This window comes from Streptomyces sp. NBC_00670, assembly GCF_036226765.1.
Classification (GTDB): domain Bacteria; phylum Actinomycetota; class Actinomycetes; order Streptomycetales; family Streptomycetaceae; genus Streptomyces.
The window spans coordinates 4,259,462-4,285,803 of record NZ_CP109017.1 but is presented as its reverse complement, the minus strand read 5'-3'; the positions used below and the strand labels follow the sequence as shown (position 1 = coordinate 4,285,803).

Here is a 26,342-nt window from a genome sequence, read left to right as displayed (position 1 = left end):
TCCGCCGGAAGGCCGCTCGGCGGGAGGCCGCTCGGCGGGAGGCTTCCGGCGCGCGAGCCGGAGCGGGCAGCCCAGCCTGCGGACCGAAGCGCCGAGAGCGCCAGGCCTTACCGGGCGCGCGGAACGGACGGCCCGACCGAAGGGTCCCGGCGTGCGGGCCGGGGACGGCCGCCGCGTCCGGGGTTCGCGCTTCGGCTAGCGCTCCTCGTCGAGCGCGCGGGCGCGTTCGGCGAGGCGGGTCATGCGGGCGCGGGCCGACTCGAGCTGTTCCAGGTCGTCGGCGGCGGGGCCCTCGTGCGCGGCGAGTTCGGTCCACGTGCCGATCAGGTCGCGGCCCAGGTGCAGTCCCTGGAGCGGGTCGCGCACCGCGCGCCAGGCGGCCGCCGCGCTCTGCACGTTGCCGTACGCGGCGCGTGCGTCGTGCAGGCGGTGGTGGAGCCGGGCGAGGTCGAGGGAGAGGTGGAACGAGCGGAGCGGGTCCCCGGCCAGATAGGCGATGTACGCGGTGAGTTCGCGCAGCCGCAGCACCTCCGGGTGCTCGGTGCCGTACGTCTCCGTGGCCTCCGCGACCGTCTCCTCGGCGAGTGCCGCGGCCTCGTCGACACGGCCCTGCCGCACCGCCTCGCCGATCCGCGTCATGGGGGCCGCGAACGGCCCGTCGGAGGCGCTCGGCGCGTTTCCGGGGTCGGGCTCCAGCACCACGTCGACGACGGAGTCGAACTCCCGCACGGGCGGCTCCTTGACCTCCTCGACGGGGACGGTGCGCGGCGCGGGGGTGGGCTTCCAGGCCGGGGCGGAGAACTCCGGGTCGGATTCGGGGTCGGGGGTGGCGGAAGCGGGCTTCGGCGCGGGGGCGGCCGGGGCGGGGGCCGGGGCGGGCTCCTGTGCCGGGGCCGGAGCCGGAGCCGGGCTCGGGGCCGACGTGACAGGCGGGGGGCCGAACTCGCCTCGCGGAGGCTGCACCGTGCCCGGCACCGGGGGCTGCGTGCTGCTCGCGGGGGCGACGGGACCGGCGGACAGGTCCTGGGCGAGCCCGGAGGCGGTGGTCGTGATCAGCGGTGTCTGTTCCGGGACCGCCCGCAGCATGAAGGTTGCCACGGTGTGCCCGGCGGACGCCGCCTCCGACCGCGCCTCCTCGGCGCGCCCGTCCTCGACCTGCCGGGCGCCGACGGCCGGCCCCTGGGCCGCCACCGCCGGTTCGGCGGGCGCCGGCGCGGGTGCCGGCGCAGGGGCCGGTGCCGCGGCCGGCGCACCCGCCGCCCGCTCCCGCACCGCCCGCTCCTCCACCGCCCGCAGCGCGTGCGTCGCCTTGTCGCGCCGGGGCCCCGGCGCGGCCACCGGCGCCGGGGCGGGCGCAGACACCGGGGCGGGCGCCGGCGCCACGGCCGCGAACCGCTCCGGCTGCCCCGCGTACGTGCTCGAACCGTCCACGTGGATCCGCAGCGGGATCACGTACCCGATGCGCTCGTCGTGGACCGTCGCCAGAACGGGGTGCCCGGTGGCGAGGGTGAGGCGGTGCAGGTGGTTGAGGACGGCTTCCTGGACCGACTCCCCCGTACCCGCGACGACCGGCATGCCGCCGACCGTCGCACCCCCGCCCGGCGCCGGCTCCCGCTGCGTCGGCACCCGGACCTCGATCGGGGTCACCGCGGCGCCGTTGCGCCCCGTGGACACGGCCCCCGCTGTGGAGCGGCTCCGCTTGTGTTCGCGGTGGAGTCGAGACATCGTTCCTCACTCGGGTCGTTCGGCGGCGGAGCGGGAGGGGGACCGTAAGACTGCCGGGAACCGTACGCTCCCTCGGCTCCAAGATCCCCATTCGCGTACGGTGTTGAGTCTCGCGCTTGTTTTCCGTGCCTGGCGTCACCGGGACGTGACATTTTCGTCCCAAGAACTCGTGCCCGATTCCGGGCGCCCCGCACCGCCGTGCGGATCCACCGGCCCGACGAGGAGGAGGCAGCCGATGCGGCCCAACGCAGGGCAGGGACCCGGCGGTCCGGGAGCCGCCGGGCAGGCACCCGGCGGACCGGACATCTGGCTGCGCGGGCCGGTGACCGGCGCCGCGTCCCCGCAGCGTCCCGGCGTGCCGCCCGCGACGGCCGGCCCCCGGCGGTTCAGCTGGGTGGCGACGCACGGCGGAGCCGGTACCACCACGCTCGCCGCGGTCTTCGGCGGTCACGACACCGGCCGCGCCTGGCCCCGTCCCGACCACGGCGAACCCCCCTCCATCCTGCTCGTCGGCCGTACGCACGCCACGGGGCTGGACGCCGTGACGAACACCCTCGACATCTTCCGCCGCGGCGACGCCCCGCCCGGCCTCGACCTCGACGCCGTCGTCCTCGTCGCCGACGCACCGGGCCGGCTCCCGCGCCCGCTCGCCCAGCGGGTCAAGGCGATCGACGCGGTGATCGACGTCTACCGCGTGCCGTGGGTGACGGCCTGGCGCACCAACGACCTGACCGGCCGCCCCCCACGCGAATGCGACCCCCTCGCCCGCCTCACCGGTCACCACGGCCCGCCCTCCGCCCCCCGCTGACCGGCCGCGCCCCCACGGCCGGTGGCAGGCCGTGAGCAAGGGGGAGCTGCTCAGGGGTGCTCAGGAAATGCCCCGGCCTGCCACCGGAACCCAGACCTAGGCCGTGATGTCCTTGGCCGTGAAACGGGCCCAGGCGGCCGAGCCGAAGACCGCGCCGTACAGGGCCTGGAGGCCGAGGTTGTGGAGGAGGTCGTCCCAGTAGACGGGGTCCCGCATCAGGTCCGCGAAGGACAGCCAGTAGTGGGAGAGCAGGTACGGCTGTATCGCGTGGAGCTGGGGTATCTGGTCGAGGATCTGCACGGTGATCAGCAGCCCGACCGTCGTAGCCATCGCCGCGATGCCGCTGTTGGTGAGGGTGGAGACGAACAGGCCGAGGGCCGCCACGCCGATCAGTGAGGCGGCGACGACGAGTGCGATGAGCAGTGCCCGCACGAGTCCGTCGCCGAAACTTATGCGGGTGCCGGAGATGGTGGTCAGCTCGCCCAGCGGAAACAGCAGCGCGCCGACCGCGAGTGCCGAGAGGGCCACGGCCAGGGTGGCGGCCAGGCAGAACGCCAGCACCGTCGCGTATTTGGTGAGCAGCAGCCGGGTGCGGCCGGCCGGGGCGACCAGGAGGTAGCGCAGGGTGCCGGCGTTCGCCTCGCCCGCGAGTGCGTCGCCCGCGACGACGCCGACGGCCATCGGCAGGAAGAAGGGGAGCGTCGCGGCGAGTGCGGTGAACACCAGGAACAGGCCGTTGTTGGTGATCTGCGCGAGGAACGCCGGGCCGCCCCCGCCCGTGCCGGAGCCGTCGCTCGTCTCGATCTTCACGGCGACCCCGACGAGCACCGGCACCGCGACCAGCACACCCAGCAGGGCGCGCGTGCGCCAGCGGCGGAAGGTGAGGGCCAGCTCGCTGCGGAACAGGCCGAGGGACCACAGCGGGCTCGGCCGCCCCGTCGGAGTGGAGGAGGAGGCGGCGCCCCGTACCGGAGCGGCCTCCGGCGCCGCCGGGTCCGTCGTCTCAGCCCGCGACATCGAAGCCCTCCCCCGTCAGCGCCACGAACGCGTCCTCCAGCGAGGCCCGTTCCACGGCGAAGCCCCGTACGCGCACCCCGGCCGCCACCAAGGCGGCGTTGAGGTCGGCGAGTTCGCCCTCCGGCGGCTCCCCGGTGACCCGGTCCTCGGCCAGTACGACGTCGTCCACGCCCTGTTCCTTCAGTACCCGGGCCGCGTCCGCCGCGTCCGGGGTGGTCACCACCAGCCGCCCCCGTGCACCCGCCGCCAGTTCGGCCACCGGGCCCTGGGTGAGGAGCCGTCCCCGGGCCATCACGGCCACGTGGGTGCAGACCTGCTCGATCTCGTCCAGCAGATGGGAGGAGAGGAAGACGGTGGTGCCGTCGGAGGCCAACTCCCTGACCAGGGTGCGGATCTCGCGCATGCCCTGGGGGTCGAGGCCGTTGGTCGGCTCGTCCAGGACGAGCAGCCGGCGCGGCTGGAGCAGGGCCGCGGCGAGGCCCAGCCGCTGCTTCATGCCGAGCGAGTACGCCCTCGCCTTCTTCCCGGCGGCCGCGGTCAGCCCGACCCGGTCGAGGGCCGCCCCCACCCGGGCCCGCCGGGTGCGCGGGTCGGCGGTGGGGTCGGCGGCGTCGTACCGCAGGAGGTTGTCGCGCCCGGAGAGGAATCCGTACAGCGCCGGGCCCTCGATGAGCGCGCCGACGTGCGGGAGCACGGCGCGGCCCGCGCGGGGCATGGGCCGACCGAGCACGTGCGCCGTGCCGGAGGTGGGCTCGATGAGGCCCATCAGCATCCGGATCGTCGTCGTCTTGCCGGAGCCGTTGGGTCCGAGGAAGCCGAAGACGCTGCCCGCCGGGACGGTCAGGTCGAGACCGTCCACGGCGAGCTGCCCGCCGCGGTACCGCTTGGTGAGCGCACGGGTGGCGATGACCGCGCCCGCACCGACATCGGCTGCCACGTCATCGGCTGCCGCGTCGTCGGCCCCCGCCTGCTGCCCCTTCGCGGCGGACGGTTGCTCCATGCGCTCCCCCACTCGTGCCGTACGGTCCGCTCCGGGCGGACCCCGTTCCTACTTGGCGGCGTCGGCCGCCTTCACCAGCGCGTCCTTCGTGACGGCACCCGCGTAGACCCTGCCGTCGTCGGTCATCAGCGCGTTGACCAGGCGGGTCGAGAAGACCGTGCCGGAGCCGAACTTGCCGGTCACCTTGTCCCCGAAGGAGCCCAGAAGGCCGGAGGCCGCGCTGTCGTCGGCCGGACCCGAGCCGTGCGAGGAGTCCGAGGGCATGCTCTCGTCGCCGCCGAACTCGGCTATCGCCGTCCAGCCCTCGCCGATCGTCCTGGCCCCCTCCGTGCTGGTGAGGCCGCCGAGTCCGGCGAGGCCGCCGCCCATCGCGCCGCCCGGGGCCCTGCGGGACTCCGGCTTCTTGGCGTCGTCCTCCTCGGTGACCTTGGTGCCCTTGGGCGGGGTGAAGTCGAACGTCGAGGCGGCCGGCCGGTCGAAGCTCACCTTGGTGAAGCCCGCGTCCACCACGGCCGCGCCGCCCGAGGACGGGGTGAGCGTGAACTTCAGCGGCAGCCCGGTGCGCGCGTCCACCGCGATGCTGATCGCGCCCACCGTCGAACCGGACTTCTCCGGCTTGACCAGGAGCTTGTAGGCGTCCCGGCCGGCGACGCGGACGGTGCCGTCGACCGTGACGGACGTCGTGCCGTCGGCGGCCTTCAGGACCTGCTCGGCGAGGGCCTTGGGAGTGACGGACAGCTCGTCGGACCCGGCGCCGTGGTGCTTGCCGCCGTCCTTCCCGCTCTTGCCGTCCTTCGCGCCGCTCGGCTCCTCGGCGTGGTAGGCCTGGTTGGAGGCGCTGTCGTACGCCCACACCTCGTCGCCGTTGTGGATGACGCTGTACTCGGCGGCCTTCTCGACGATGGACAGCTTGTGCTTGTCCGGGCCGTTCACGGCCACGCGCAGGGTGTGCGTGCCGCTCGCGAGTTCCGTCAGCTTCGAGGAGGGGTCGGCGGTGGAATCGCCGCCCTGCGGCGAGGCGCCGGAGAGCAGGCCGCTCTCCAGGCCGCCCAGGTCCGGCAGGCCCAGGTCGGTGGTGATCTTGACCGTGCCGGAGAGCTGGTCCACGTCCGACGCGGCGATCTTCTCGAGGAGTTTCTGCGCGCTGATCTTCGGCAGGTCGGGGTCACCGGAGTCGGCGAGCGCCGGGACGAGCCCGATCGTCGCCGCCGCCACCCCCACCACCGCGACCGGCACGACGTACCGCGTGGCCCTGCGCCGCGCTCCGCCCGCGTCGCCGGCGCTGCCGCCCGGGTGCTCGCCCGGGCTTCCGCCGGGAGTGATGTCGTCGGTTCCGTACGGTGCCATGTGTGCCTTACCTCCGTCGTCGGCGGCGGCGTGCCGTGCTCGCGCTCCCTCGGCGCGCTCCCCTCGGCTCTCGGTTCGCGCTCGAGCCGGGACTTCCCACCCCGTGCCGCCATTGTCACCCGAAGTCCGGGGAGGTGGTCCTCTCCATATGACCAAAAAGTCCGCGACGAGGCGTCAACCCCCGGAGCCAACTCCGCGTACTCCTGCGGTATGACACGAGGGTGGAAAGCGTCCACCCACCCGTAGGGGAAGAGGGGACCGACGGCCGGACAGAACAGCGGGGACCCGCGGCGTCACCCGGCCCGGTGCACCACCAGTTCGCACATCTCCGTGAGCGCCGTCTTCGCCGCGCACTCCGGCAGCGGGGCCAGCGCGGAGCGCGCCTCCTCCGCGTACCGCACCGTGTCCCGTCGCGCCTGTTCGAGCGCCGGGTGCTCGCGCAGCAGCTCCAGCGCCTCGGTGAGCCGGGCGTCGTCGCTCAGGTCGGAGTCGAGCAGCGCGCACAGGGCCGCGTCCTCCGGCAGCCCGAGCCGCTCGGCCCGCTCGCGCAGCCGCAGCACCGGCAGCGTGGGGATGCCCTCCCGCAGGTCGGTGCCCGGCGTCTTGCCGGACTCACGGGAGTCGGAGGCGATGTCGAGCACGTCGTCGGCGAGCTGGAAGGCGACACCGAGCCGCTCCCCGTACTGCGTGAGCACGTCCACGACCGTCTCGTCGGCGCCGGACATCATCGCGCCGAACCGGCAGGCCACCGCGACCAGCGAGCCGGTCTTGCCGGCCAGCACGTCGAGGTAGTGGTCGACGGGGTCCCGGCCGTCGCGCGGCCCGGCGGTCTCCAGGATCTGCCCGGTGACCAGCCGTTCGAACGCCTCCGCCTGGATGCGGACCGCCTCGGGGCCGAGGTCGGCCAGCATGTGGGAGGCGCGGGAGAAGAGGAAGTCGCCGGTGAGGACCGCGACCGAGTTGCCCCAGCGGGTGTTCGCGCTGTCCACCCCGCGCCGCACCTCGGCCTCGTCCATGACGTCGTCGTGGTAGAGCGTGGCCAGGTGGGTGAGCTCGACCACGACCGCCGAGGGCACGATCCCCGGCGCGTAGGGGTCGCCGAACTGGGCCGCCAGCATCACCAGCAGCGGCCGGAACCGCTTCCCGCCCGCGCGGACGAGGTGCTGGGCGGCCTCCGTGATGAAGGGGACCTCGCTCTTGGTGGCTTCGAGCAGGCCCTCCTCGACAGCCGTCAGACCGACCTGGACATCGGCTTCCAGAGCCTGGTCCCGCACGCTCAGCCCGAATGGCCCGACGACGGTCACGAGGGGTCTCCTGTCTGCTGGTGTCTGGTGACGGTTACACGGTTTGTCGATAGGTCGCTGCCCTCACTCAAGTCAGCGTATCCGGTCATGTTTCGATCACCACGAGCGCCCATGGTTCCAGGCCGGGACGTATCGGATCAGAGACGGCATGTTCGTGATCGGGTGATACGCGCAGTTATTTAGTGACACACGCATGATCACACCACGGTGCTTCCCCCGGCGGATCCCTCCGTCGCCGCCCGAACGGCACCGGGACCTCCCGCGCGGCCGACTTGCGGACATTCGAACCTTTCCGCACCATACGCCCGGCTCGTCCGGCCAGTGAGTTGGGTCACGCGCCACCCCTGCCGTGCGCGGACAACCGGAAGCACACATTCCCCTTACCCGGATACCCAGTTGGACTCCACGGCCCACAAAGGATCAACGACCCAAAACACCCACCACAAGATCAACCGGGGAGAACCGCGTTTTCGTCACTTGTTCCCCACAGGTTCTCTCGCATAGCTTCCTCCCCGATCCGGACGGAACGCCGAGTCCTGCCGCCGCCCGGAGCACCCATTCACCCATCTCGCACGGCAGGAGCGGGGGACCCAGGTAAGTCGCCGGTCCGGGCCAAGTCCCGGCACGGCTAGGGGTGAAGCCGGATCCGCACTCGCGTGCGGACCGGCCGGGCACCTCCCAGCCCGAACCCGACAGCTCACCTCGCAGGCGACGGAGAGGACATCCGCCATGCCCCGCTTCGCCCTGCCCGGCTTCCGCCTGCCCACCCGCGCCGTGATCGCCGCCGGCACCGGTGCCGCCGCCCTCGCCCTGCCGCTGTTCGGCGCGACCCAGGCGTCCGCCGCCACGACCACGGCGACCACCACCGCGGCCACGACCACCACGGCCGCCTACACCAACAACCTGGACGGCTGGATCCAGCAGTCCCTGGCGATCATGGCCCAGAACGGCATCCCCGGCAGCTACGACGGCATCCACCGCAACGTCATGCGCGAGTCCTCGGGCAACCCGCTCGCCGTGAACAACTGGGACTCCAACGCCGCGGCGGGCACCCCGTCCAAGGGCCTGCTCCAGATCATCGACCCGACGTTCCTCGCCTACCACGTGCCCGGCACCGCGCTCGACCCGTTCGACCCGGTCGCCAACATCACCGCGGCCTGCAACTACGCGGCCGCGCGCTACGGCTCGATCGACAACGTGTACGGCGCGTACTGAGCCGACCGCCTCCCAGGGGCACGACCGCCCCCAGGGGTCCGGCCGCCCGGGCGAGGGTCCGTACGGGCCTCAGCCCCGGTCCGGGAAGAGGCGTTCGAGGACGACGGCGATGCCGTCGTCCTCGTTCGACGCCGTGACCTCGTCGGCGACCGCCTTGAGTTCGGGATGGGCGTTGGCCATGGCCACGCCGTGGGCCGCCCAGTCGAACATGGGGATGTCGTTGGGCATGTCCCCGAAGGCGAGGGTCCCGGCCGGGGACAGCCCCAGCCGCTCGGCCGCCAGCGCGAGCCCGGTCGCCTTGGTCACGCCGCATGGCTGGAGTTCGACGGTCCCCGGCCCCGACATGGTGACCGTGGCCAGTGAACCGACCGCCCCCCGGGCCGCCGCCGCCAGTTCGTCGTCGGTGAGGAAGGGGTGGCGCAGCAGCACCTTGCTGATCGGCTCCGCCCACAGGTCGTCGCGCCGGCCGACCCGTACGGCCGGCAGCGTGGGGTGCGGCATGAGGTAGCCGGGCTCGATCAGCGTCAGCCCGTCCGCACCGTCCTGGTCGACGGCGGCGTACACCTCGCCGACCTCGGCCTCCACCTTGCCGAGCGCGGTCTCTGCCAGCTCCCGGTCCAGCGTGACGGACCACAGCAGCCGGTCCGCGCCGGCGTCGTACAACTGCGCGCCCTGTCCGCACACCGCGAGCCCCCGCCCGCCCAGGTCCTCCAGGAGCGGGCGCACCCTCGGCGCCGGCCGCCCCGTCACCACCAGATGTGTCGCCCCGGCCGCGGCCACCCGCGCGAGCGCGGCGAGGGACCGGTCGGAGAGCGTGTCGTCGCCGCGCAGCAGCGTTCCGTCCAGGTCAGTGGCGATGAGGGCATATGCGGTGGGTGCGGCCATGATCAGAGAATACGGATGTCACGCCCCACCGACCCGCCCCGAACCGGACGACGTCCGCTTTCTCGTGTGCAACGACCGGCCCGACAGCGACAGTTGGCGCACGGCGCCTACGCCGTCCGCCAACACCCGCCCGCGTACCGCCCGTCGTCCCGTCAACATCCGTCCCGCGAACTGCCCGTGGTCTCGTCAACACCCGTCCCGCATACTGCGCGCCCTCCTGTCAATACTCGTCCCGCACACTGCCCCGTCGTCTTGTCAACACCCGTCCCGCGCACTGCCCGTCGTACCGTCAACACCCGCCCCGCGTACTGCCCCCATGGCGGGCGACTCGGCCGTAACGTGTGGCGCGACCACCGGGAACGCGTCCCCTGCCACCAGCGGGAGCCGTGTCCCCGCCCGGCGCGCACGAAAGCGAGGCAGCACCGCATGCCCCCGTTCGACGTTCCCAAGGGCGCTCCCTTCGGCCCGCACAACCTCCCCTACGGCGTGTTCACCCCGCCCGGCGGCACCGCGCGGACGGTCGGCGTCCGGCTCGGCGACCACGTGCTCGACGCGGGCGCGGCGGCCCTCGCCCTCGGCTCGCCGTACGCGTCGCTGCTCGCCCGGCCGACGCTGAACCCGCTGCTGGCGGCGGGCCGCACCGCCTGGTCCGACGTCCGGCGCGCGCTGACCGCGTGGGTCACCGTTCCCTCCCATCAGGAGGCGGTCGCCGGACTGCTGCACCCGCTGTCCGAGGTGCGGCTCCATCTGCCCTTCGAGGTCGCGGACTACGTCGACTTCTACTCCTCCGAGCACCACGCGCGGAACGTCGGGCAGATCTTCCGCCCGGACGCGGCCGACTCCCTCACCCCGAACTGGAAGCACCTGCCCATCGGTTACCACGGGCGCTCGGGAACGGTCGTGGTCTCCGGCACGGAGGTGGTACGGCCGTCCGGGCAGCGCAAGGCGCCGACCGACGCCGAACCGGCGTTCGGTCCCTCGGTGCGGCTCGACATCGAGGCGGAGGTCGGCTTCGTCGTCGGGGCGCCCTCGCAGCTGGGCCGGCCCGTGCCGCTGTCCGCCTTCCGCGACCATGTGTTCGGGCTGTGCCTGCTCAACGACTGGTCGGCCCGGGACGTCCAGGCGTGGGAGTACGTGCCGCTCGGCCCGTTCCTCGGCAAGTCCTTCGCCACGTCGGTGTCGGCGTGGATCACCCCGCTCGACGCCCTGGAGGAGGCGCGGGTCGCCCCGCCGGAGCGTACGCACGCGCTGCTGCCGTACCTGGACGACTCCGGTTCCGACGAGGGGCCCGGCGGCTACGACCTGCGGCTGTCCGTCGCGGTCAACGGCCACGTGGTGTCCGAACCGCCGTTCGCCACGATGTACTGGACGGCCGCGCAGCAACTCGCCCACCTGACGGTGAACGGGGCCTCGCTGCGGACGGGCGACCTGTACGCGTCCGGGACGGTCAGCGGACCGGGGCCGCGCGAGCGGGGCTCACTGCTCGAACTGACCTGGAACGGCCGGGACCCGCTGGAACTGCCCGGGGGCGACCGCACGTTCCTCCAGGACGGCGACGAGGTCACGCTCACGGCGTGGGCCCCGGGGCCGGACGGGGCCCGGGTGGGGCTCGGCGAGGTGTCGGGGCGGATCGTTCCCGCGGAGCGGTAGAGCGCGGGGCGGTAGAGCGCGGGGCGGTAGAGCGCGGGGCGCGGCGGGAGAGGGGAGCAGGAAGCGGGACGCTGGTGGCGCATCTCGCCCCCTTCCCCCGCGAAACCCCAGGTCAGCCCGTGATCTGACGCTCCCCCACATGGCGCAACACTCCGGCAACACCCCATACCCCACTGTTTCAGTAGGGTTCCCCGCATGCCACCCACCGACCGCATCCGGGACCACGCCGGCCAGGGCGCGACCACCGTCGCCGCCCGCCGGCGCCGGCTGCGCGCGGACCGGGCGCGGCAGCTCGCCGACCTGCTGCGCCGGCAGATCCTGACCGGCGGCTTCCCCACCGGCACCCTCCCCCACGAGGCCGCCCTCGGCACCGAGTACGCCGCCTCCCGCAACACCGTCCGCCAGGCCCTGGACCTGCTGCGCGCCGAGGGCCTGGTGGACCGGCTCCCCGGCGTCGGCACGGTCGTCGTGGCACGCAAGTACCCGCACGGCCTCGACCGGCTGATGGGCCTCGCGGAAACCCTGCACGAACACGGCGACGTCACCAACGAGGTCCGCACCGTGGGCCCCGCCCCGGCGCCCGCCCCGGTGGCCGAGCGGCTCCGCCTCCCGGCCGGCGCCGACGTCCTCTACATCGAGCGCCTGCGCCGCCTGAACGGTCTTCCGCTCTCCCTCGACCTCACCTACGTCCCCCTCGACATCGGCACCTGTCTGCTCGGCGCCGACCTGGAGCACACCGACGTGTTCCGGCTCCTGGAGGCCGTGACCGGGCAGCCGCTCGGCCACGCCGACATCACCCTGGAGGCGGTGAACGCGGACGCCCACTCCGCCGCCGTGCTCCAGGCACCGCGCGGCGCCGCCGTCCTGATGCTGGAGCGGCTGACCCACCTCGCCGACGGCCGTCCCGTCGACCTGGAGTTCATCCGCTTCCGCGGCGACCGCATCACCATGGGCGGCCAACTGCGCCGCTCACGTCCCTGATTCCCTCCCGTCCTCTTCCGTCGTACGACCTCATCGGAGACAGCCATGGCCTTGGCGCCCCAGCGGGCCGACGTGCCCGTGACCATCGACGAGTCCAAGTGCATCGACGGCTGCACGCTCTGCGTGGACATGTGCCCGCTGGACTCCCTCGCCATCGACGAGAGCAACGGCAAGGCGTACATGCACGTCGACGAGTGCTGGTACTGCGGCCCGTGCGCGGCCCGGTGCCCCACCGGAGCCGTCACGGTCAACATGCCCTACCTGCTCCGCTGAACTCATCGACCCGCTCCGGCGAGAGGCCCGAACCCTCATGAAACCCAAGGCAGCCGCCGCGGCCGCCATGCTCCTGCTGCCGCTCACCGCCTGCGGCGGCAACGCGGCGGCCGGGGACGGCTCCACGGTCACCGTCACCGTCGGTTACCAGTCCAAGACCATCAACACCGTCACCGCCGGCACCCTGCTGCGCTCCCTCGGCTACTTCGAGAAGGAGCTGAACTCCCTCGGCGACGGCAAGCACTACAAGGTCCAGTGGCAGGACTACGCCACCGGTGCCCCGATCACCGCGCAGATGACCGCCGGGAAGATCGACATCGGCTCGATGGGCGACTTCCCGCTGCTGATCAACGCGGCCCGCGGCACCCAGCTCAACAAGCCGACCCGGCTGGTCTCCGTCACCGGCTACAACCTCCGCGGCGGCCTCAACACCATCGTCACCGCCCCGGACTCGACGCTCGCCTCCCTGAAGGACCTCCAGGGCAAGAAGGTCTCCACCAGCATCGGCTCCGCCGCCGACGGCACGCTCGTACGGGCCCTGCAACGCGCCGGGATCGACCCGGACAAGGGCGTCGAGAAGCTCAACCAGCAGCCCGCGGTCGGCGCCTCGGCGCTCTCCTCGGGCAGCGCCGACGCCCTCTCGCAGTTCGTCGCCTGGCCCGGACTGCTCGCCTACCAGGGCAAGGCCAAGGCCCTGTACGACGGCGCCGAGCTGAACCTGCCCACCTTCCACGGCGTCACCGCCGTCAAGGACTTCGCCGAGCGCCGCCCCGCCGTCCTGGAGGCGTTCCTCAAGGCCCAGGCCCAGGCGACCGACTACCTGGACGACCACCCGGTGGCCGCCGCCGAGAAGGTCGCGAAGGCCACCGGTCTGCCCGCCGAGGTCGTCTACCTCTACAACGGCGCCCACGGCATCGCCACCTTCGACCCCAGCGTCAAACCGCGGCTGATCTCCGCGCTGAAGCAGGACGTCTCGATCCTCAAGGCCGCCAAGCTGACCGGCGACATCGACGTGGACTCCTTCGTCGACGACTCCTACGTCAGGAAGGCACTCGGCGCCTCCTACACCGAGCGGCTCGCCGCCGGCCCGCCCGCCGCCGCGAGCGAGGCCTGGCCCAAGGGCGCCGACGCCACCAAGAGCTTCGACTCCCCGAACGCCCTGCTGAAGTACACGGCCGGGCACGGCAAGGACCTCCGCGCGGCCTACGTGCCCGACACCACCACCGGCACCCTGTGGTTCGCCGACAAGGCGGTCTGGGTGGCCGACGGCGACCGGCTGCTGCCGTTCGTCACCCAGGGCACCGCGAAGGCGTACACCGCCGCGCACGCGGGCGCCCGTACCGTCTCGTACGCGACGGCGCAGGAGCTGGCCTCATGACCCGGTATCTGCTGCGGATCGCCTCGATCGCCGCCGCCCTCGGCCTCTGGCAGGCGCTGACCGCCTACGACGTCGACGTGTGGCTGCGCTTCTCGCAGTTCCCGACCGTCACCGACGTGGCGCGCGCCTTCGCCGACCGGCTGTCCGGACCCGACTACTGGACCGACCTCACCGACAGCCTCACCCGGATCGTCCTCGGCTTCGTCCTCGCGGCGGTGCTCGGGGTCGCGGCCGGTGTGCTGGTGGCGCGCTCGCGGCTGGCCGAGGACCTGCTCGGCCCGGTCCTGGAGGTGATCCGGCCGATCCCGGCGATCGCCCTCGTCCCCGTCGCCATCCTCCTCTTCCCCTCCAACGAGCAGGGCATCGTCTTCATCACCTGCACCGCCGCCTTCTTCCCGGTCCTGGTCTCCACCCGGCACGCGGTGCGCGCGCTGGTCCCGGTCTGGGAGGAGGCGGTGCGGACCATGGGCGGCGGCCGGTGGCGGGTGCTGGGCTCCGTGGTGCTGCCGGGGGCCCTGCCGGGCATCTTCGGCGGGCTGTCGGTCGGTATCGGGGTGTCCTGGATCTGCGTGATCTCCGCCGAGATGATCTCCGGCCAGTACGGCGTCGGCTACCGCACCTGGCAGGACTACACCGTCGTCGACTATCCCGGTGTGTTCGTCGGCATGGTCACCATCGGCGTCCTCGGCTGGGTCACGTCCACCGCCGTGGAGCTGCTGGGGCGCCGGCTGACCCGTTGGCTGCCGCGCACCTCCTACGTCCCCGGCGCCCGCGCCCCCCGCACGTCCCGGGCGCGGAGCGCCGCACCGGCCTCCGTACCGGCGCACCCCGTCACCGAGAAGGCGGTCCCGCATGACCAGCTCATCTGACGTCTGCCGGGCACCCGGCACCGCACCCGCAGCCGTCGCGGCGGCCCCGGCCCGCGGTGCGGGGCTCGCGCTCCGGGGCGCCGCCCTCGGCCGGCCCGGAGCGCCCGCGCTCGCCGGCGTCGACCTCGACGTGGCACCCGGCGAGATCCTCACCGTCGTCGGCCCGTCCGGCTGCGGCAAGTCGACCCTGCTGCGCACCCTCGCCGGGCTGCTGCCCGCGCTCGACGGAACGGTGGAGCAGGACGGCCTGCCCCTCACCGCCCCCGCCGCCGAACGTGCCCTGGTCTTCCAGGAGGACGCCCTGCTGCCCTGGCGCACCCTGCGCGCCAACGTCGAACTCCCATTGGCCATCGCCGGACTGGCCCGCGCCGAGCGCCGGACGCAGGCGGAGGCCTGGCTGCGCCGGGTCGGCCTCGCCGAGCAGGCGCGGAAGCTGCCGCATCGCGTCTCCGGCGGGCAGCGCCAGCGCGCCCAACTCGCCCGCGCGCTCGCCGCGGCCCCGCGCGCCGTCCTGATGGACGAACCCTTCGGCGCGCTGGACGCCCAGACTCGCGCGGGGATGCAGGACCTGCTGGTGGACGTGCTCCGGGGCACCGGCGCCACGGTCGTCTTCGTCACCCACGACGTGGACGAGGCGCTGTTCCTCGGCGACCGCGTGGCCCTGCTCGGCGCGGGCCGGCTGCTCGGCGTGCGCGAGGTCCCGCGCCCCCGCGACCGGGCCGCCCACGACGACCCGGCCCGCGTCGCCCTGCGGCGCACGGTCCTGGAGTCGCTGGGGGACCGCCGGGAGCCCGCAACGGCCCCCTCGGCCCCCGCCGGCTCCTCCGCCCCCCTCAAGAACTGAAAGGCAGCCCCGTGGACATCCCCGCCCTCACCGACGCCGAAGAGCTCTCCTGCGACGTCCTGGTCATCGGCGGCGGCACGGCCGGCACGATGGCGGCGCTGACCGCCGCCGAACACGGCTCCGACGTGCTGCTGCTGGAGAAGGCGCACGTCCGGCACTCCGGCGCGCTCGCCATGGGCATGGACGGCGTCAACAACGCGGTCATCCCCGGCCGTGCCGAGCCCGACGACTACGTCGCCGAGATCACCCGCGCCAACGACGGCATCGTCGACCAGTCCACCGTCCGCCAGACCGCCACCCGCGGCTTCGGCATGGTGCGGCGCCTGGAGTCCTACGGGGTGAAGTTCGAGAAGGACGAGCACGGCGAGTACGCGGTGCGCCAGGTGCACCGCTCGGGCTCGTACGTGCTGCCGATGCCGGAGGGCAAGGACGTCAAGAAGGTCCTCTACCGGCAGTTGCGGCGGCGCGAGATGCGGGAGCGGATCCGCATCGAGAACCGGGTGATGCCGGTGCGCGTGCTGACGGCCGGGGGCCGGGCCGTGGGCGCGGCCGGGTTCAACACCCGCACCGGACGGTTCGTCACCGTCCGCGCGGGCGCGGTGATCCTCGCCACCGGCGCCGCCGGGCGGCTCGGGCTGCCCGCCTCCGGCTACCTCTACGGCACCTACGAGAACCCCACCAACGCCGGTGACGGCTACTCCATGGCGTACCACGCGGGCGCCGAGCTCACCGGCATCGAGTGCTTCCAGATCAACCCGCTGATCAAGGACTACAACGGCCCCGCCTGCGCCTACGTCGCCAATCCGTTCGGCGGCTACCAGGTCAACCGGCACGGCGAGCGCTTCGTCGACTCCGACTACTGGTCGGGGCAGATGATGTCCGAGTTCGCGGCGGAGGTGGCCGGCGACCGGGGGCCGGTGTACCTGAAGCTGAGCCATCTGCCGGAGGAGTCGGTCGCGGCGCTGGAGTCGATCCTGCACTCCACCGAGCGCCCCACCCGCGGCACCTTCCACGCCGGGCGCGGCCACGACTACCGCACCCACGACGTCGAGATGCACATCTCCGAGATCGGCCTGTGCAGCGGCCACTCCGCCTCCGGGGTCCGCGTCGACGACCACGCCCGGACGACCGTGCCCCGGCTGTACGCCGCCGGTGACATGGCGTGCGTACCGCACAACTACATGATCGGCGCGTTCGTCTTCGGCGACCTGGCCGGTGCGGACGCCGCCCAGTACACGGCTTACCAGGGCGAGTTGCCGGACGACCAGGTGCGCGAGGCGCACGAGCTGATCTACCGTCCGCTGCGCCATCCGGACGGTCCGCCGCAGACCCAGGTCGAGTACAAGCTGCGCCGCTTCGTCAACGACTACGTGGCGCCGCCGAAGTCGGGGGCCCGGCTGTCGCTGGCGCTCGAGGCGTTCGAGCGGATGCGCGGTGACATCGCGTCGATGGGCGCGCGCACCCCGCACGAGCTGATGCGCTGCGCGGAGGTCTCCTTCATCCGCGACTGCGCGGAGATGGCCGCGCGGTCCTCGCTGGCCCGTACGGAGTCCCGCTGGGGCCTCTACCACGAGCGCGTCGACCTCCCCGCGCGCGACGACGACTCCTGGCTCCGCCATCTCGATCTGCACAAGTCCCCCTCCGGTTCGATGGTCTTCACGGCACGGCCGGTCGAGCCGTACCTGGTGCCGGTCGAGGGCTTCACCCCGACCGGCGGTCCCGCCCGCCTGCTCGGCGAGGTCCACCCCGAGCAGGTCGCCACGGCCGGCGCGCGGGACGCGGCACCGGTCGCGGCCGGCGGTCCGGCCGACGCGGCGGCCGGCGCCGCCGGTGCGCCCGGCGCGGGCGGGGGCGCCGAGACGTCGGCCTCGCCCCGGCTGCTCGGGCTGCTCGCCCTCGCCGAGGAGGAGCCCGGCCTCGACGCGCTGCTGCCCTTCCTCGGCGACCCGGCCGCCCCGGTGCGCCGGGTCGCGGTCACCGTCCTCACCGAGACCGTGCCGTCCGGCACCGGGCCGGCGCTCGCCACTGCCCTGTCCGACGCCGACGCCGAAGTGCGCGCCACCGCCGCCGCCTCGCTGCGGGAGCTCGTGGAGACGCTCCCGGCGGAGCCGGCCCTGCGCGAGCCCCTCGTCCACGCCCTCGCCGGACCCGACCCCGTCGTCAAGGCCGCCGCCCTCGACGTCCTGCGCGCCCTGCGCCTGGGCGACGCCGGGATCTACGCCGGGGCGCTGGACGACGCCGACGTCACCGTCCGCATCGAGGCGGTCCGCGCCCTGGTGTCCGTGGACGCGGCCGGACCCCTGGCCCGGGCCGCCGCCGACCCCTCCCGCGAGGTCCGGGTCGCGGTGGCCAAGGCCCTGGCCACGCTGGGCACGGCGGGCGTGCCCGCGCCCGCCGGCCCGGGGGCCGGCTCCGACGCCGTTGCCGGCTCCGGTGCCGGCGGCCTCCTCGCCGCGCTGGAGCCGCTCACCGCTGACCCGGACGCCCTGGTGCGCGGGGCGGCCTTCGAGGCGCTGGCGGCCACCGGGTGCCCGGCGCCCTACGCCGGGCGGGCCGTCGCCGCGCTGGCCGACGGGGCCTGGCAGGTGCGGGCGGGTGCCGCGACCGCGCTGGGCGCCGCGGACCCCGACGTCGCGGTCCCCGCGCTGGCCAAGGCGCTGGCCGACCCCAACGCGGACGTCCGCAAGGCGGCGGTGCTGGGGTTGCTCCGGCATGCGGAGCGGGGGATGCCGGGCGCGCCCGACTCACTCGGAGCGGCCGATGCGGCCGACGTGACCGATGCGGCTGCGGCCGCGCGGGCGGCGTTGGCCACGGCCGTTACGGACACGGACGCGGACGTCCGTGCGTATGCGGCCCGGGCCGGGGCCCTGCGGGGGCAGGGCGCCTGAGAGCTCGGGGGGTTCGGTGCGTGCGCGGGTGTGGGTGAGTTGTGGTTGCTCGCGCCCGCGCGGCGCAGCCGCAGATCCACCACAGCCCCGCGCCCCTGACGGGGCCCCGGCCCCTCGTGGAAGGCGCCCGGCGCGGCTATATCTCCCCCTCCGCCTTGCCCTCTCCCTTTCCCTCTCCCTCTCCCTCTCCCGACAGGGACGCCAGCGCCCCCAGTACCCCTTCTCCGTACGTCGCCAGTTTCTTCTCGCCCACTCCGCTGATCGCGCCCAGTTCCGCCACCGTGGTGGGGTGGGCCGTCGCGATCTCGCGGAGGGTCGCGTCGTGGAAGATGATGTACGCGGGGACGCCCTGCTCGCGGGCCTGGTCGGCGCGCCAGGCGCGCAGCGCCTCGAACGAGGGGACCAGCTCGGCCGGCAGATCGGGCGCCGCCGCCCGCGCCTTGCGCTCGCCCCGGCCACCGCCGGACGACCGGGACGTCGTCGGCTTCTTCGGCTCCTTGCGCAGCGGCACCTCCCGCCCGCGCCACAGCACCTCGCCGCTCTCCTCGGTGAGCACCAGCGTGCCGTACTCGCCCTCCACCGCGAGCAGCCCCTGGGCCAGCAACTGCCGCACCACGCCCCGCCATTCGCCCTCGGCCAGCTCGTCGCCGATGCCGAACACCGAGAGCTGGTCGTGGTCGAACTGGATCACCTTCGCCGTGCGCTTGCCCAGCAGGATGTCGATGATCTGGCCGGTGCCGAACTTCTGCCGCCGCTCCCGCTCCAGCCGCCACACCGTGGAGAGCACCTTCTGCGCGACGACCGTGCCGTCCCACGTTTCCGGTGGGGTCAGACACGTGTCGCAGTTGCCGCAGGCCTCGGCCGCCGCGTCCTGCCCGAAGTAGGCGAGCAGCCGGCCCCGGCGGCACTGGGCGGTCTCGCACAGCGCGAGCATCGCGTCGAGGTGGGAGGCGGCCCGCCTGCGGAACGTCTCGTCGCCCTCGCCGGACTGGATCAGCTTGCGCTGCTGGACGACGTCGTTCAGGCCGTACGCCATCCAGGCCGTGGACGGCAGTCCGTCGCGGCCCGCGCGGCCGGTCTCCTGGTAGTAGCCCTCGACCGACTTCGGCAGGTCCAGGTGGGCGACGAACCGGACGTCCGGCTTGTCGATGCCCATGCCGAAGGCGATGGTCGCGACCACGACCAGGCCGTCCTCGCGCAGGAAGCGGGACTGGTGGGCGGCGCGGGTGCCCGCGTCCAGGCCCGCGTGGTACGGCACGGCCTCGATGCCGTTGGCACTGAGGAACTCGGCGGTCCTCTCCACCGAGTTGCGCGACAGGCAGTACACGATGCCCGCGTCACCGGGGTGCTCCTCGCGCAGGAAGGACAGGAGCTGCTTCTTCGGCTCCGCCTTCGGCACGATGCGGTACTGGATGTTGGGCCGGTCGAAGCTCGCCACGAAGTGGCGGGCGTCCGGCATGCCGAGCCGTTCGGTGATCTCCCGGTGCGTGGCGTGCGTGGCCGTGGCCGTGAGCGCGATGCGCGGCACGTCGGGCCAGCGCTCGCCGAGCAGGGACAGGGCGAGGTAGTCGGGGCGGAAGTCGTGGCCCCACTGGGAGACGCAGTGCGCCTCGTCGATCGCGAAGACCGAGATCTTGCCGCGGGAGAGCAGCTCGCGCATCGGCTCAAGGCGCAGCCGCTCGGGAGCCAGGTAGAGCAGGTCCAGCTCGCCGGCGAGGAACTCGGCCTCGACCATCCGCCGCTCGTCGAAGTCCTGGGTGGAGTTCATGAACCCGGCGCGCACGCCCAGCGCCCGCAGGGCGTCCACCTGGTCCTGCATCAATGCGATGAGCGGGGAGATCACGACGCCCGTGCCCGGTCTGACCAGGGCGGGGATCTGGTAGCACAGGGACTTCCCGGCGCCCGTCGGCATGAGCACCACGGCGTCGCCGCCCGCCACGACGTGCTCGATGATCGTTTCCTGTTCGCCGCGGAAGGCGTCGTATCCGAAGACCCGGTGCAGCGTGGCCAGCGCCTCGCCGTCACCGCCCGCCGCCGGTACGCCCACGTCGGTCATCACAGCCGTCCCGCCCATCCCGTGCATCGCTCGTCCCCCGTACGTCGTCCCTCGACCACTCCGTCCACGATAGGCGCCCCCGCCGACAGCCCCGGAGTTATCCACAGGCCGGTCCCTGAACCCAAGGTCAAAGACGCGGCAGTCGTTCACATGTACGTGTGGAGGCTGTCCGTTTCCGGCCGATAGTCTGAATGCACCGGCGAGACTCCGTCCCATGGGAGCACTGATGAGCGTCGCACCGAAGGCCTCCGAGCCCAGCTGGCCGATGCCACCCGAGGGCGGCTGGACCGCCGACGACCTGGACCGGCTTCCGAATCTGCCTCCGCACACGGAACTGATCGACGGGAGCCTGGTCTTCGTGAGTCCGCAGACCTTGTTTCACACGCGCACCATCGACTTCTTCACCTGGCAACTACAGTCTTTGGCGCCTGCCGCCTTCGAGGTCATCCGCGAGTTCACCATCGACATCGACCGCCAGAACCGGCCCGAGCCGGACGTGGTCGTGGTGAGTGCGGACGTGGTGCGGGACCCGGAGCAGACCCGGTTCCCGGCGGAAGCCGTCCTGCTGGCCGTGGAGGTCGTCTCGGAGGATTCCGTCTCCCGTGACCGCGAGACGAAGCCCCTGAAGTACGCCCGCGCCGGGATCGCCCATTACTGGCGGGTGGAGAACGAGAAGGGCCGGGCCGCGGTGCACGCCTTCGAGCTGGAGCCCACCACCGGCGCGTACACCAGTCTGGGCATCTTCCGTGAGCGTATGAAGGTGGACGCCCCCTTCCCCCTGGACCTCGACCTCACCGGTATCAGGATGCGCCGGGAGCCCAGCGAATAGCCGCGCGCGCCGTCCGGACGCACACGAAACGGCCCGGCACCCCGTGGAGAACGGGGTACCGGGCCGCAGCCATGCCAAGAACCGAACCCTCAGCGCACGAACACCCCCGCCTGGCTCGCCAGGTCCAGGAAGTACTGGGGGGCCACGCCCAGGACGACCGTGACGGCGACGCCCGCGGCGATCGCCATCGTCGTCATCGGGGAGGCGACCGCGACCGTCGGGCCCTCGGGGTTCGGGCGGCTGAAGAACATCAGCACGATCACCCGGATGTAGAAGAACGCGGCGACCGCCGAGGAGATCACGCCGACCACGACCAGCGGCATCGCGCCGCCCTCCGCCGCCGCCTTGAACACGGCGAACTTGCCCGCGAACCCGGAGGTCAGCGGAATGCCCGCGAAGGCCAGCAGGAAGACCGCGAAGACCGCCGCCACCAGCGGCGAGCGGCGGCCGAGCCCGGCCCACTTGGACAGGTGCGTGGCCTCGCCGCCCGCGTCGCGGACCAGCGTGACCACGGCGAAGGCGCCGATCGTCACGAAGGAGTACGCGGCCAGGTAGAACAGCACGGACGAGATGCCCGACGGCGTGGTCGCGATGACACCGGCGAGGATGAAGCCGGCGTGCGCGATCGAGGAGTACGCCAGCAGCCGCTTGATGTCGGTCTGGGTGATCGCGACGATCGCGCCGCCCAGCATGGTGACGATCGCCACCGCCCACATCACCGGCCGCCAGTCCCACCGCAGCCCCGGCAGGACGACGTACAGCAATCGCAGCAGCGCGCCGAACGCGGCCACCTTCGTCGCGGAGGCCATGAACCCGGTGACCGGGGTCGGGGCGCCCTGGTACACGTCCGGGGTCCACATGTGGAACGGCACCGCGCCCACCTTGAACAGCAGCCCCATGACGATCATCGCGGCGCCGACCAGCAGCAGCGCGTCGTTGCCCATCGTGCCGGCGAGCGCCGGGTCCACATTGGTGACCGTGCCCTCGACGACCTGCGCGATCCGCGCGTACGACACCGAGCCCGCGTACCCGTACAGCAGGGCGATGCCGAACAGGGTGAACGCGGAGGCGAACGCGCCGAGCAGGAAGTACTTGACCGCGGCCTCCTGCGACATGAGCCGCTTGCGGCGGGCCAGGGCGCACAGCAGGTACAGCGGCAGCGAGAAGACCTCCAGGGCCACGAACAGCGTCAGCAGGTCGTTGGCGGAGGGGAAGACCAGCATGCCGCCGATCGCGAAGAGCAGCAGCGGGAACGCCTCGGTCGTGGTGAACCCGGCCTTGACCGCGGCCTTCTCGCTGTCGCTGCCGGGCACGGAGGCGGCCTGCGCGGCGAAGGAGTCGACCCGGTTGCCGTGCGCGGCCGGGTCGAGCCGGCGCTCGGCGAAGGTGAAGACGCCGAGCAGTCCGGCGAGCAGGATCGTGCCCTGGAGGAACAGGGACGGTCCGTCGACGGAGATCGCGCCCATGGCGGCGACATGCGCCTTGGTGGTGCCGAATCCGTCGGCCGCCAGGGCGATCACCGCGGCGAAGGCGGCGCACAGCGCCACCACGGACACGAACACCTGCGCGTAGTACCGGTTCTTGCGCGGGACGAACGCCTCGACGAGCACCCCGATCAGTGCCGCGCCCAGCACGATCAGGGTGGGCGACAACTGCCCGTACTCGATCTTGGGTGCGTCGATCTTGGAGATCGGGTCGGCCGAGGCCGCCGCGGTTGTCCACAGGCTGTGGACGGCTGCTGTGCTCACCGTGCCGCCTCCACGTCGGGCTTGGGATCGGTCTTGTGTACGTCGGACATCGTGTGCTCGACCGCCGGGTTGACGAGGTCGGCGACGGGCTTCGGATAGACGCCCAGGAAGAGCAGCAGGACGATCAGCGGGGCCACGACCACCAGCTCGCGCACCTTCAGATCCGGCATCGTGGCGACCTCCGCCTTCACCGGGCCCGTCATCGTCCGCTGGTACAGGACGAGCGTGTAGAGCGCGGCGAGAACGATGCCGAAGGTGGCGACGATCCCGATGACCGGGTGCCGGGTGAAGGTGCCGACCAGGACCAGGAACTCACTGACGAACGGGGCGAGCCCCGGCAGCGACAGCGTGGCCAGGCCGCCGATCAGGAACGTGCCGGCCAGCACGGGCGCGACCTTCTGCACCCCGCCGTAGTCCGCGATCAGTCGCGAGCCGCGGCGCGAGATCAGGAAGCCGGCCACCAGCAGCAGCGCGGCGGTCGAGATGCCGTGGTTGACCATGTACAGCGTCGCGCCGGACTGGCCCTGGCTGGTCATCGCGAAGATACCCATGATGATGAAGCCGAAGTGCGAGATCGACGCGTAGGCGATCAGGCGCTTGATGTCGCGCTGGCCGACGGCGAGCAGCGCCCCGTAGATGATGCTGATCACCGCGAGGACCATGATCACCGGGGTCGCCCACTTCGACGCCTCCGGGAACAGCTGGAGGCAGAACCGCAGCATCGCGAAGGTGCCCACCTTGTCCACGACCGCCGTGATGAGCACGGCGACCGGGGCGGTGGACTCCCCCATGGCGTTGGGCAGCCAGGTGTGCAGCGGCCACAGCGGCGCCTTCACCGCGAAGGCGAAGAAGAAGCCGAGGAACAGCCAGCGTTCGGTGCTCGTCGACATGTCCAGCGAGCCGTTGGCACGCGCCTCCGCGATCTCCTGGAGGGAGAAGTTCCCGGTGACCGTGTAGAGGCCGATCACCGCGGCCAGCATGATCAGCCCGCCGGCCAGGTTGTAGAGCAGGAACTTCACCGCGGCGTACGACCGCTGGGTGGACGCCGTCTCCTCGCCGCCCTGGTGGGCGCGGTCCCCGAAGCCTCCGATGAGGAAGTACAGCGGGATCAGCATGGCTTCGAAGAAGATGTAGAAGAGGAAGACGTCGGTGGCCTCGAAGGAGAGGATCACCATCGCCTCGACCGCCAGGATCAGCGCGAAGAAGCCCTGGGTGGGTCGCCAGCGGCGGCTGCCCGTTTCCAGCGGATCGGCGTCGTGCCAGCCCGCCAGGACGATGAACGGGATCAGCAGCGCGGTCAGCGCGAGGAGCGCCACCCCGATGCCGTCGACGCCCAGTTCGTAGCGGACGCCGAAGTCGCTGATCCAGGAGTGCGACTCGGTGAGCTGGTAGCGGTCGCCGTCCGGGTCGAAGCGGACCAGGATGGCGATGGCCAGGCCGAGGGTGGCCAGCGAGACGGCCAGCGCGAGCCATTTGGCCGCGGTGCGCCGCGCGGCCGGCACGGCGGCCGTGGCGACCGCTCCCACCGCGGGGAGCGCCGCCGTCACTGTCAGCAGGGGAAAGGACATCGCTATCAGACCGCCCTCATCAGCAGGGTCAAGGCGATGAGCACCGCCGCACCGCCGAACATGGAGACCGCGTACGAGCGCGCGTAGCCGTTCTGCAGCCGCCGCAGCCGTCCGGACAGACCGCCGACCGAGGCGGCCGAGCCGTTGACGACGCCGTCGACCAGGGTGTGGTCGACGTAGACCAGCGAGCGCGTGAGGTGCTCGCCGCCGCGGACCAGGACGACGTGGTTGAAGTCGTCCTGGAGCAGGTCGCGCCGGGCGGCCCGGGTGAGCAGCGACCCGCGCGGGGCGGTGGCCGGGACCGGACGGCGCCCGTACTGCAGGTAGGCGATGCCGGCGCCGACGACCAGCAGCACCAGCGTGGCCGCGGTGACCGCCGCCGCGCTGACCGGGGAGTTGCCCTCCTCGTGCCCGGTGACGGGCTCCAGCCAGTGCAGGAAGCGGTTCCCGACGCCGAAGAAGGCGCCCGCGAAGACCGAGCCGAAGGCCAGCACGATCATGGGGATCGTCATCACCGAGGGCGACTCGTGCGGGTGCGGCTCCGCGTGCTCTCCGCGCTCCTCGGCGGCCGGTTCCACGTCGGGCTCGGCCGGGGAGGCGGTGGGCTTCTCGCGCCAGCGCTCCTCGCCGAAGAACGTCATCAGCATCACGCGCGTCATGTAGTACGCGGTGAGGGCCGCGCCCAGCAGGGCCGCGCCGCCGAGGATCCAGCCCTCGGTGCCGCCCTTGGCGAACGCCGCCTCGATGATCTTGTCCTTGGAGAAGAAGCCGGACAGGCCCGGGAAGCCGATGATGGCGAGGTAGCCGAGGCCGAAGGTGACGAAGGTGACCGGCATGTACTTCCGCAGGCCCCCGTAGCGCCGCATGTTGACCTCGTCGTTCATCCCGTGCATGACGGAACCCGCGCCGAGGAACAGTCCGGCCTTGAAGAAGCCGTGCGTCACCAGGTGCATGATCGCGAAGGCGTAGCCGATGGGGCCGAGACCCGCGGCGAGCACCATGTAGCCGATCTGCGACATCGTCGAGCCGGCCAGCGCCTTCTTGATGTCGTCCTTCGCGCAACCGACGATCGCTCCGAACAGGAGCGTGACCGCGCCGACGATCGTGACGACGAGCTGCGCGTCGGGCGCGGCGTTGAAGAGCGCCCCGGAGCGGACGATCAGGTAGACGCCGGCGGTCACCATCGTCGCCGCGTGGATGAGCGCGGAGACCGGGGTGGGGCCCTCCATGGCGTCGCCGAGCCACGACTGCAGCGGCACCTGGGCGGACTTGCCGCAGGCGGCGAGCAGCAGCATCAGCGCGATGGCGGTGAGCTTGCCCTGAGAGGCCCCGTCCACGCCGCCGAGGACCGGGGTGAAGGCGAAGGTCCCGAAGGTGGTGAACATCAGCATGATGGCGATGGAAAGGCCCATGTCGCCGACCCGGTTGACCAGGAAGGCCTTCTTCGCCGCGGTGGCCGCGCTGGGCTTGTGCTGCCAGAAGCCGATCAGGAGGTAGGAGGCGAGGCCCACACCCTCCCAGCCGACGTACAGCAGCAGGTAGTTGTCGGCGAGGACCAGCAGCAGCATCGCCGCGAGGAACAGGTTCAGATAGCCGAAGAAGCGGCGCCTGCGCTCGTCGTGCTCCATGTACCCGACCGAGTACAGGTGGATGAGCGAGCCGACGCCGGTGATCAGCAGGACGAACGTCATCGAGAGCTGGTCGAGCCGGAAGGTGACGTCGGCCTGGAAGCCGGCCACCGGGATCCAGCTGAACAGGTGCTGGGTGACGGCACGGTGGTCGGCCGCCTTGCCGAGCATGTCGGCGAAGAGGAGCACGCCGATCACGAACGAGGCGGCGGCCAGCACCGTGCCGATCCAGTGGCCGACGGCGTCCAGGCGGCGGCCGCCGCACAGCAGGACGGCCGCTCCGAGCAGGGGCGCCGCGATCAGCAGCGCAATCAGGTTCTCCACGATTC

20 protein-coding genes and 1 riboswitch are annotated in these 26,342 nt (G+C 72.6%); of the genes, 10 read left to right on the top strand and 10 right to left on the bottom strand.

Annotated elements, in window-relative coordinates; translation table 11 throughout:
- Nucleotides 1-195: 195 nt before the first annotated feature.
- Nucleotides 196-1,674, bottom strand: a complete 1,479-nt coding sequence (locus OIE12_RS19005; RefSeq protein ID WP_329136910.1) for a tetratricopeptide repeat protein — start codon at nt 1,672-1,674, stop codon at nt 196-198.
- 286 nt (nt 1,675-1,960) lie between these two features.
- Between OIE12_RS19005 and OIE12_RS19000 the strand changes: the two genes are divergently transcribed.
- Entirely contained in the window at nt 1,961-2,533 is a 573-nt protein-coding gene (locus OIE12_RS19000; RefSeq protein ID WP_329136907.1) for a DUF6668 family protein, read from the top strand.
- 96 nt (nt 2,534-2,629) lie between these two features.
- On the opposite strand, the gene OIE12_RS18995 is transcribed toward OIE12_RS19000, so the two are convergent.
- The 4 genes from OIE12_RS18995 to OIE12_RS18980 all read right to left on the bottom strand — a co-directional run bounded on the left by OIE12_RS18995 (nt 2,630) and on the right by OIE12_RS18980 (nt 7,201).
- Entirely contained in the window at nt 2,630-3,550 is a 921-nt protein-coding gene (locus tag OIE12_RS18995) for an ABC transporter permease (RefSeq protein WP_329136905.1), read from the bottom strand.
- A complete protein-coding gene (locus tag OIE12_RS18990; protein ID WP_329136903.1) occupies nt 3,537-4,550 on the bottom strand; it encodes an ABC transporter ATP-binding protein in 1,014 nt (337 codons plus the stop codon). The genes OIE12_RS18995 and OIE12_RS18990 overlap by 14 nt, the downstream gene beginning before the upstream one ends.
- Nucleotides 4,551-4,598: 48 nt before the next feature.
- Nucleotides 4,599-5,897, bottom strand: coding sequence for a LolA family protein (locus tag OIE12_RS18985; protein ID WP_329136901.1), 1,299 nt, complete (start codon nt 5,895-5,897; stop codon nt 4,599-4,601).
- Nucleotides 5,898-6,190: 293 nt separating this feature from the next.
- A complete protein-coding gene (locus OIE12_RS18980; protein WP_329136899.1) occupies nt 6,191-7,201 on the bottom strand; it encodes a polyprenyl synthetase family protein in 1,011 nt (336 codons plus the stop codon).
- Nucleotides 7,202-7,751: 550 nt separating this feature from the next.
- A riboswitch (cyclic di-AMP (ydaO/yuaA leader) is annotated at nt 7,752-7,925 on the top strand.
- Between the two features lie 5 nt (nt 7,926-7,930).
- Here OIE12_RS18980 and OIE12_RS18975 point away from each other — a divergent pair.
- On the top strand, nt 7,931-8,416 hold the full coding sequence (locus OIE12_RS18975; protein ID WP_329136897.1) for a transglycosylase SLT domain-containing protein: 486 nt from the start codon (nt 7,931-7,933) through the stop codon (nt 8,414-8,416).
- Nucleotides 8,417-8,485: 69 nt separating this feature from the next.
- On the opposite strand, the gene OIE12_RS18970 is transcribed toward OIE12_RS18975, so the two are convergent.
- On the bottom strand, nt 8,486-9,301 hold the full coding sequence (locus OIE12_RS18970; protein ID WP_329136894.1) for an HAD family hydrolase: 816 nt from the start codon (nt 9,299-9,301) through the stop codon (nt 8,486-8,488).
- A 426-nt stretch (nt 9,302-9,727) separates the two neighbouring features.
- Between OIE12_RS18970 and fahA the strand changes: the two genes are divergently transcribed.
- The 7 genes from fahA (at nt 9,728) to OIE12_RS18935 (ending at nt 18,184) form a co-directional block, all read left to right on the top strand.
- Nucleotides 9,728-10,951: a fumarylacetoacetase gene (gene fahA / locus OIE12_RS18965; protein ID WP_329136892.1), complete on the top strand. Its 1,224-nt coding sequence runs from the start codon at nt 9,728-9,730 to the stop codon at nt 10,949-10,951.
- Between the two features lie 195 nt (nt 10,952-11,146).
- Nucleotides 11,147-11,932, top strand: a complete 786-nt coding sequence (locus tag OIE12_RS18960; protein WP_329136890.1) for a GntR family transcriptional regulator — start codon at nt 11,147-11,149, stop codon at nt 11,930-11,932.
- Between the two features lie 45 nt (nt 11,933-11,977).
- Nucleotides 11,978-12,205 (top strand): 4Fe-4S dicluster domain-containing protein, encoded by a 228-nt coding sequence (locus tag OIE12_RS18955; RefSeq protein WP_030379773.1) that lies wholly within the window; start codon nt 11,978-11,980, stop codon nt 12,203-12,205.
- A 37-nt stretch (nt 12,206-12,242) separates the two neighbouring features.
- A complete protein-coding gene (locus tag OIE12_RS18950) occupies nt 12,243-13,583 on the top strand; it encodes an ABC transporter substrate-binding protein (RefSeq protein WP_329136887.1) in 1,341 nt (446 codons plus the stop codon).
- A complete protein-coding gene (locus OIE12_RS18945; RefSeq protein WP_329136885.1) occupies nt 13,580-14,452 on the top strand; it encodes an ABC transporter permease in 873 nt (290 codons plus the stop codon). Before OIE12_RS18950 ends, OIE12_RS18945 begins: the two co-directional genes overlap by 4 nt.
- Nucleotides 14,436-15,296: an ABC transporter ATP-binding protein gene (locus OIE12_RS18940; protein ID WP_329136883.1), complete on the top strand. Its 861-nt coding sequence runs from the start codon at nt 14,436-14,438 to the stop codon at nt 15,294-15,296. The genes OIE12_RS18945 and OIE12_RS18940 overlap by 17 nt, the downstream gene beginning before the upstream one ends.
- Nucleotides 15,297-15,307: 11 nt before the next feature.
- Nucleotides 15,308-18,184, top strand: a complete 2,877-nt coding sequence (locus OIE12_RS18935) for a fumarate reductase/succinate dehydrogenase flavoprotein subunit (protein ID WP_443053857.1) — start codon at nt 15,308-15,310, stop codon at nt 18,182-18,184.
- Between the two features lie 136 nt (nt 18,185-18,320).
- On the opposite strand, the gene recQ is transcribed toward OIE12_RS18935, so the two are convergent.
- Entirely contained in the window at nt 18,321-20,258 is a 1,938-nt protein-coding gene (gene recQ, locus OIE12_RS18930; protein ID WP_329136881.1) for a DNA helicase RecQ, read from the bottom strand.
- Between the two features lie 208 nt (nt 20,259-20,466).
- Between recQ and OIE12_RS18925 the strand changes: the two genes are divergently transcribed.
- A complete protein-coding gene (locus OIE12_RS18925; RefSeq protein ID WP_329136879.1) occupies nt 20,467-21,069 on the top strand; it encodes a Uma2 family endonuclease in 603 nt (200 codons plus the stop codon).
- Between the two features lie 89 nt (nt 21,070-21,158).
- Here the strand turns inward: OIE12_RS18925 and nuoN are convergent, their stop codons facing one another.
- From nuoN to nuoL, 3 genes are read right to left on the bottom strand one after another with little or no spacing between them, the layout of a single operon-like run.
- The gene (gene nuoN, locus OIE12_RS18920; protein ID WP_329136877.1) at nt 21,159-22,817 is read right to left on the bottom strand and encodes an NADH-quinone oxidoreductase subunit NuoN; all 1,659 of its coding nucleotides are present in this window, start codon (nt 22,815-22,817) and stop codon (nt 21,159-21,161) included.
- On the bottom strand, nt 22,814-24,385 hold the full coding sequence (locus OIE12_RS18915; protein ID WP_329136875.1) for an NADH-quinone oxidoreductase subunit M: 1,572 nt from the start codon (nt 24,383-24,385) through the stop codon (nt 22,814-22,816). The genes nuoN and OIE12_RS18915 overlap by 4 nt, the downstream gene beginning before the upstream one ends.
- A 5-nt stretch (nt 24,386-24,390) precedes the next feature.
- Nucleotides 24,391-26,337: an NADH-quinone oxidoreductase subunit L gene (gene nuoL / locus OIE12_RS18910; RefSeq protein ID WP_329136873.1), complete on the bottom strand. Its 1,947-nt coding sequence runs from the start codon at nt 26,335-26,337 to the stop codon at nt 24,391-24,393.
- Nucleotides 26,338-26,342: the final 5 nt, after the last annotated feature.